6 protein-coding genes are annotated in these 7,433 nt (G+C 52.3%); 4 read left to right on the top strand and 2 right to left on the bottom strand.

Annotation, left to right across the window (positions count from 1 at the left end; translation table 11 throughout):
- Positions 1-67: 67 nt before the first annotated feature.
- A complete protein-coding gene (locus Q4D85_RS14355; protein WP_303201475.1) occupies positions 68-634 on the bottom strand; it encodes a hypothetical protein in 567 nt (188 codons plus the stop codon).
- Positions 635-932: 298 nt separating this feature from the next.
- Between Q4D85_RS14355 and Q4D85_RS14350 the strand changes: the two genes are divergently transcribed.
- Positions 933-2,456: an ankyrin repeat domain-containing protein gene (locus Q4D85_RS14350; RefSeq protein WP_303201473.1), complete on the top strand. Its 1,524-nt coding sequence runs from the start codon at positions 933-935 to the stop codon at positions 2,454-2,456.
- A gap of 31 nt (positions 2,457-2,487) precedes the next feature.
- Here Q4D85_RS14350 and Q4D85_RS14345 read toward each other — a convergent pair whose 3' ends face one another.
- Positions 2,488-3,063 carry a hypothetical protein gene (locus tag Q4D85_RS14345; RefSeq protein ID WP_303201472.1) on the bottom strand — a complete coding sequence of 192 codons (576 nt, stop codon included), beginning with the start codon at positions 3,061-3,063 and terminating at the stop codon, positions 2,488-2,490.
- 198 nt (positions 3,064-3,261) lie between these two features.
- Here Q4D85_RS14345 and Q4D85_RS14340 point away from each other — a divergent pair, with 198 nt between their 5' ends.
- The 3 genes from Q4D85_RS14340 (at position 3,262) to Q4D85_RS14330 (ending at position 7,409) form a co-directional block, all read left to right on the top strand.
- Positions 3,262-4,860, top strand: a complete 1,599-nt coding sequence (locus tag Q4D85_RS14340; RefSeq protein WP_303201470.1) for a hypothetical protein — start codon at positions 3,262-3,264, stop codon at positions 4,858-4,860.
- Positions 4,861-4,930: 70 nt separating this feature from the next.
- Positions 4,931-6,301 (top strand): SWIM zinc finger family protein, encoded by a 1,371-nt coding sequence (locus tag Q4D85_RS14335; RefSeq protein WP_303201468.1) that lies wholly within the window; start codon positions 4,931-4,933, stop codon positions 6,299-6,301.
- Positions 6,291-7,409, top strand: coding sequence for a DUF6138 family protein (locus tag Q4D85_RS14330; protein ID WP_303201466.1), 1,119 nt, complete (start codon positions 6,291-6,293; stop codon positions 7,407-7,409). Before Q4D85_RS14335 ends, Q4D85_RS14330 begins: the two co-directional genes overlap by 11 nt.
- Positions 7,410-7,433 lie beyond the last annotated feature (24 nt).

Genomic DNA, 7,433 nt, shown 5'->3' with positions numbered 1-7,433 from the left:
AACAAACTACCCCCAACTACCCCCACTTTTCACAAGTGATTGACAATAAGCGGGGCAAACCCAAGTGTTAACCAGAAAGCCTGGAACCACTGTAGTCAGAGGGAACAACATTGAGGGTCTTTCGGACGTACTTGAGCCAATGAGGCTTTCCGTTTCCAGCTTGAATAGCTTGGCGCTCTATCTCATTACATAAATCATGAATAAGATCCGCTGACCATATTAGATCAGAAAGTAAATCGAGATCGCGTTTGTCAACTAAATTTTTACTAATGGCGTAGCCTAGTCTTTTGTAAAAGGCTAATTCAACTGTCAGTAATTCGTGCTGATTTAGGCCGGTAACCTCATCCCTTTTTCCTGTAAAACTCTCTTCGTCGCCTGGAAACCAATATCCTGCGGCAACAAAACCAAGGCTTATCTCTCCGGATGAAATAAGTTGCGTGATCTCGTACACAGCTGCTCGTATTGGAATGTAATTTAGATCTAAGTATTCACGAGCAAATTGTTCAGTCCGCAGTCTCTTTTCTTTTTTCTTTTCAGAAAATAAACCGACAATCCCATTTGTAGCAGACGCCACGATAGCTCCAATCACAGCCGAAACGACTGAGATCTCTGTGAAAACGTCATGCGGAATCATTTCCCAAAGGCTTATCATGAATCTATGCTACCAAGGCACCAACCCGTGCAGCATGTTTACTGCGATTTTTTGTGGAGTTAAAGATCCGTTGTCGTGGTGGCATGCAAACAGCCACATCAAAATACACAAAATAGTTTTTTCACCTTGTGCCTGGACTTAATTCACACCAAAAGTGACACAGAGCGTTTTAGCGCCTACCGATTGTTCTTTGAGAAGATCACAGGCTTTGTGCTCTATTGCTTCTAAATTGTGATACTAACAAAAGGGTACAAGAAACAATCACCCCCCTTTTTTTGCTATGACGGAACTTCATTATGAATTCACCGGCGAATCCAAAGTCATCGATGGTGTGACCGTCCACCGAATCCGTGCCCGCCACGACCACCAAGCAGGTCGATGCCACATCACAGCAGGTGAACTGGGTGGATGGGTGGAAGAGGGGGTTCGCATTCCATCCACTTCGTGGGTAGCTGACGAAGCTGTAGTCACAGCGAAAGCAGTCATCCGCGATAATGTACTGATCGGCGAAAACGCCTACGTCAGTGAGAGTCTCATCGGAGATTCGACGATCAAAGGCAATGCCAGAGTTGATGGGTGGGTGGAAATTTGGCACTCCACTATTCGCGGCGACGCCACCCTCGATGGGGTTGCCGTGTGCGAATACGCAACCATTGGTGGGAATGCATATCTCAACGAGTACTCCGATGTTCTGGTTCTTCAACCCACCCACGAAACAAGCTGCCCCGTCACCGTTTACCGCACCACCACCGGCCACGAAATCCACACGTACCACGGCACATGCACAGCGGAGACGTTCCTAGAAACCATGGATGCGTGGCTTCGTAAGACAGAATACGATGATGAAGAATTTCACCGCTGGTTCACCCTCTACCTGGGCTGGCACCGCGTGATTTGTGATTACGTTAAGTTGTGGGCGGCGTCGACAAGCGAAGAAGACTGGTCCCTGCTTTACAGCGACGATCGGGACACCATCATTCGGGGGCTGGAGCAGATCACATTCGACACCGACTTTGCAGCCATCGAACCGGCGATCTGGCGCTTAACTAGGCTTGACGACGCCGACATCCAGCACGCCCTCACAAAAGTGTGCATTAATTTTCCACACCGCGACTACCTGGCACAGTTCCTCATGGAGCGGATCCGCGACACCAACGAAGAGCACTTTTTGACGCAGTATGATGCGGTGTGGGTTGCGCTGTATGGCGACATCAGCACCTTCGGTTATGAAGATACATTCCTTGAACTCGCCCGCGGCGGTGCTTGCAGCGACCTAGCTATCGCCGTGCTGTGCAAACACGAGTGCCCAGCGGTGATCCCGCTGGTGGAGAAAAACCTCGGAAGCGGAGCCGACCCCGATCTTTACAATGCCATCATGGGCACCACATCCCCAGAATTCACACATTTAAGGATGAACTTGATCAGCGAAGAATTACAACAGGTTTTCCACCGCTATTCCACCCACCCCAGCTTCATCAGTGCTGGGCGACTGACCTCAGTGGATCAGCTCGGCTCCATGGACGAGACGCTGCTTAATGCGGCGGTCAACTCCCAAGACAAACACAGCGTGGAAATACTCCTTCAACACGGCGCTGATGTCAACGGCCCAGGTGAAATGGGATTCACCCCACTGCATAATGCCTGCCTCCACGGCAACGTGTCCATCGCGCGCATATTGCTCGACCATGGGGCGAAGGTGGGGCCGACAAATGAGTTCGGCTACGATGCCCTCCACTACGCCCGGGAGGGGAACCACGACAAGAAAACGGCGAAAGCACTCACGGAGCTGTTGAAACGTCCTTGACAGTCTGGTCGTCGAAAAGCATGTGGAACCACTATCCAACGCAGAAGAATTCGCTAAACCCTGGCCAGCATTCTTCCCCAACGATTTGCTTCGCAATCACTGTTGCTTGTTTATGAAACTCCGGATTCTCATCGCACGATGGAACCTTTAAATCCGCAATTTCAAGGAAAGCGCGCAGAAACTCAGAAAAACTTGGTGCGAGCTTATACTTATCCCAACTGCCGGGAAGCATCCCATACACAACCCCGGTTTCAAGTTGGACGAATGCTGGTCCTTGTTGGATTTCCGTTCCGAAGAAAATGCATTCCCCGAAGTCCCACTCCGGGTAAAGCTCAATTTCCTTTGTCTCGCGGTTTTTAAACGTGGCCCAACCATCCGATCCATTAAGACTCTTCGCAAACGGGCTGAACTCAAAATACTTGCCCTGTTTGGAGCTCACGTAGTCGTCGAAAGCTAGGCGACTGTAAAACTCGGCGATCTCACCACGCGGATGCGTGAAAAGCGGTGGCGCAGCTTCTAATTCCCGTGCCGCGACCAACTCGACCGATGGGTTTCTGGGATTTCTTTGACTCCATTCGATAAATCGCTCTAACAATTGGTCGTCCATGTATTCGTCCTTAAATTATTCCTGTTACGTGTAAATCCATAGCTAGAACTATAAAACGCCGTGCATTTATCACGAGCAGTTTTTGCACATATTGCCCAACGGATTATCCAAGCGAAAAAGCCGTGAGAATTTCAGACACCACTCATGTAACTCACATGGGCGGAAACTATCATGACGCACAAGCAAGGAATTTTAATAATGATTGGCGAATTAGTGTCTGATATCCATTTCGAGCTGACGAACGAAACCAAAACCAATAGCCAGGGCGAACTTCTGTATCGTATCCGGGCTATTCAAGATATTCCCCTGCGGTTTGTGCGTGAGGGGGATTTAGGCGGTTGGGTGAGTTCCACCCACACAAGTGAAGGCAAACCGCGAATAGGTAGGAACGCGTGGGTGGAAGACGACGCAGAAATATCGGAGAATGCCCGGGTAACTGGCCATGCCAGGGTGGGCGGCACCGCGATAGTGTGCGGGAATGCGCGAATCAAAGGTCGCGCCCGGGTGCGTGGCGCGGCGCAGATCCGCGATAATGCCGTGATCCGTGGGGCCAGCGTCATTATTGGCGCAATCATCGATGAGCATGCGCGCATCAGCGGCGAGGCGCAGGTGTGCGGCACGGTATCCGGTCATGCCTGGGTGACCGAGCAAGCGATTGTCAGTGCGTCTAGCAGTATCGCCGGTTCGGCGGTTATTGGTGGTCGAGCCACGATTGAGAGTTCTTTCGTGGGTGGCCGAGCAAAGGTCACGGGCACCGCCCACGTGATTGAGGACAGCCATATTTACGGCAAAGCCCGCATCTCCGGGATGGCGTGGGTGTGCGGTTCCAGCGTTGGTGGGACAACCCGGATCACGGCTGCCATACCAGCGAAAATAACCATAGGTGGTTCCGCCGATATCAGCCACCCGTCGCAGTGTTTCGTTTTTGGCCCGGTGGGATTCGGCGAGGATATGGTCACTGTTTACCGCAAGCGAAATCGAAACGTCGGCGTGCAGTGTGATGTGAAACTCAGCAAAAACGAACGCGCCATGTTGGATATAGCTAAACGCCAGGTGCTGCGGAAAATTCCTGCCCCCAAGTTGTGCTTTGAACTCACTGATGAATCCCGCACGCTTGACGACGGCACCCGGGTTTACCGGATCCGCGCTACCCGTACCAACAACTATTTTGGGGTTGCTAAAGGTGATTTAGGTGGTTGGGTGTCGAGCACCCATACTGCCGATGGCACACCACGCATTATTGATTCTTGGGTGGCAGGTAACGCAATCGTGCGGGATAACGCCCGGATCGTCGAAGAGGTATTGGTGCAGGATAATGCTGTTATTAAAGACGACGCGTATCTTTTCCGGGGTGCTGTTGTCAGTGACGACGTCGTCGTTGGCGGTTCCACTACGATCACGACGGTTGCTGAGATTAGGGGGAAGTGTGAGCTTTCCGGCGGTTCGCGGGTGTATCCATATGTCCTCCAAAAGATCACTGGCCCCATCACTGATGCAAACATCCGCACGTATGCCGATCATCGGCGTTTCGATTCAGAGGGCATGATAGTCACTGTTACTCGGTTGCGTAAGAATCGTGCCCATATTGGGATTTTCAATCCCGCAACGGAGTCGTGGTCGAAGGTTAATACCGCGCAGTTCATTCTGGATCCAACACACACGAATGTGCCTACTGAACTGCACCAAAAGATCCTTGATGCATTACGTGATTGGGAGTGCCATCACGAAAGCAGTATCTTGCTCAACCAGGCGGAACCCTTCCGCAACGGAGTTTCCTTTAAATTGCATAAGAAGTAGTGTATTCCCGCCGCAGATTGGGTAATCTATATAAAAAATTCGCACATTTGCACGAAAAGAGGAACCCTTAATGACGCGGTTGTTCACCGGCACTACTTTGCTTGACGACGATGGACTCGACCTCGCACTGGCCCCCGGCCTCGGTATCGAAGGTCTCGAAGCCTCCCCCAGCTTCTTCCACGGTTTTGCTACCCACCCGCAGGTTTTAGCGCGTGGACTGGTCACCCTGGCAGATATCACCGCCACCAGGTATTTCAATTACGTTCCCACCAGTGAACGCGACCCGATCCTCTCCGCCCACGGCGACCGTCTTCGTGCCGAGTGTTTTTCCGCTTGCAACGGCGTCTATGCCTGTTTAGAAATCAATGAGCAGGGGCTAGACGGCGGCGAAATTGGCCGCGGCACCACCAATGTGGACTTAAGCCCCGCCTCCCGCGCGGTATTATCCGCCCTACCCGCACAATCATTGCTGCATGTCGATGTGGGATCCGAAGGTTTAACCGCTTCCACCCCTACAGAATCGCTTACAGAACGTCCGGTTGAGATGCCGGAGCGTTGGGTTCGGGCTTTAGGCAATGCCTCCAGCATGCATAAGGAATTTGAAGAGGTTTTCAGCGTTCCACAATCTGGTGCCCGTGCGTTCTTGGCTAGCCTGCCTTCCGCCACCGGTACTGGCAAAGCTGGTTGGCTTACCAATCAACGCGGCACGGTACGTGTTTCCGCCCGCAAAATGCCCGGTGGTGTTCAGGTGAACGGCTTGCACCGGTTGAGCGCATTGAAGCGGCTGCTCACACACGTACAAAGCATGAGTTTCCACGCCCCGACCGAATCGGATTCTGTTGCCGGAGCAATGGTAACTCTCGAGCTACCTGGTGCTCGTCTTACCTTAGGGCTCACCGATCAGGAATGGCGTGGCCATTCTGGTGAAGGATCCTTGCTTGTTGATCTCGCTAAACCAGAAGTTCGGGAAGACGCGGCATTACTGAGTGCCTTGTTATCTTTTGAACCGATCATTGATGTCGATCACCTTGCCCGCGAAGCGGCTCTGAGCACAAAGCGAGTGGAAGCCGCGTTGGCGGTGTTGGCTGCTTCCGGCCGAGTGGGGTGGGATATTCACGATCACGCATACTTCCACCGGGAGTTGCCGGATAACCCAGACGCAATTGAAAAGGCCAATCCCCGGTTGGTGTCTGCCCGTAAGCTCGTGGCAGACAATGCGCTACGGCCATTGGAGGGATCACCCCGGACATGGATCGTGCGTTCGAGGGATGCAGAATATCAAACTACGCTGGGCGAAAACCCCGAAGCACCTGAAGAGGGCGCACGTTGCACATGCTCGTGGTATTTGAAACATGCAGGTAACCGAGGCCCGTGCAAGCATGTTCTCGCGGCAAGCATGGTTTCCGCAATGAAGCCGGAAGAAGCCATTAGTGCACTTTAGATACGAAGACTCATTTCGCGATGAGGAAGCCAAACGATTCTTCGACACCTTAGTGTCGGAGGTTCGTTCCGGTGCCACACATGGTGATGGTGTGACCCGTGAAGTTCTCAAATACGCCTTGTTCCGGGTTCCAGCAAACGATTTCGATGCCGGTTACGCAGCGGAATTTACGGAGACTTTCCGGCAATTGGCGGGTTGGCCCGAGACGGAACAAGCTCTTAATAGCTGGGTAGAGTCCCGGCTCATGCATGCCGCCCCAGAGGGAATCCCCGAGTCGTTTTTCCACTTTGCCTGCACCGTAGCGCGGCTTTACCTAAAATTCGGCCCGAGTTATCGCGCCCGGGAGATCTTCGATCAGGTCACTGCCCTAGGTTCCCCACTTGCCAAGCAATTGCAGAAAACCGGAAGCATGGATTTGCCGAGGATCAACACCGCCCAGCTGTCCGCCAAGGCCAACGATGTCCTCGCCACAATCACAATCACGATCAAGGAAGAATCCGAGGAAAACTATCGCATTGCCCTGGAATACCTCTGCCGAATCCTCGACATAGCTGATTTTCCGCGCAGCTTTTCCTTTACATTTAGAGGCCCACGGAAGGAATACCTCAAAGGATTAGCCCGCAACTGCATCAATCAATTCTTTACTTCTGCGGCCGCCTATCCCCAACTCCATCCACTCATCGCAGACTACGCCCGATCCGCGATGCGGCTGGACGAGTGGTATTTGAACCTTTCCGACAGCGCCATGCCTGGGACTTATGCCGTCTTTTCGCTGGGTTGGTTAGACACCGCATATATCCCCTTGGTTTGTGATTTCCTTGATTTGGTTGATTATGAGCATCAATATAACCATCACTCATTCATTAAGGCTTATATCCAACGGCATGGGTTCACACCAGATGCCCTGCGCATTTTAGCTTCCTGCCCGGAGGCGGAACATGTGCCAGCGTATGCGAAACGAGTAGCACATGCCGAAATCCTCAAGACCATTTTGGCGCTACCTGACGATACCGATTGGGAAAATCTTCGGTACGCGCTGTGGGGAATGAAGATGCCTTCTTCCAAAGATCTTGCCCCGCTTTACGACGATATCTTCGCACGCGGTTGACTTCCTACCGGTGGTGGTGGTTTT

The organism is Corynebacterium sp., assembly GCF_030532965.1.
Taxonomy (GTDB): domain Bacteria; phylum Actinomycetota; class Actinomycetes; order Mycobacteriales; family Mycobacteriaceae; genus Corynebacterium.
This window is presented reverse-complemented; position numbering and strand designations above follow the sequence as displayed.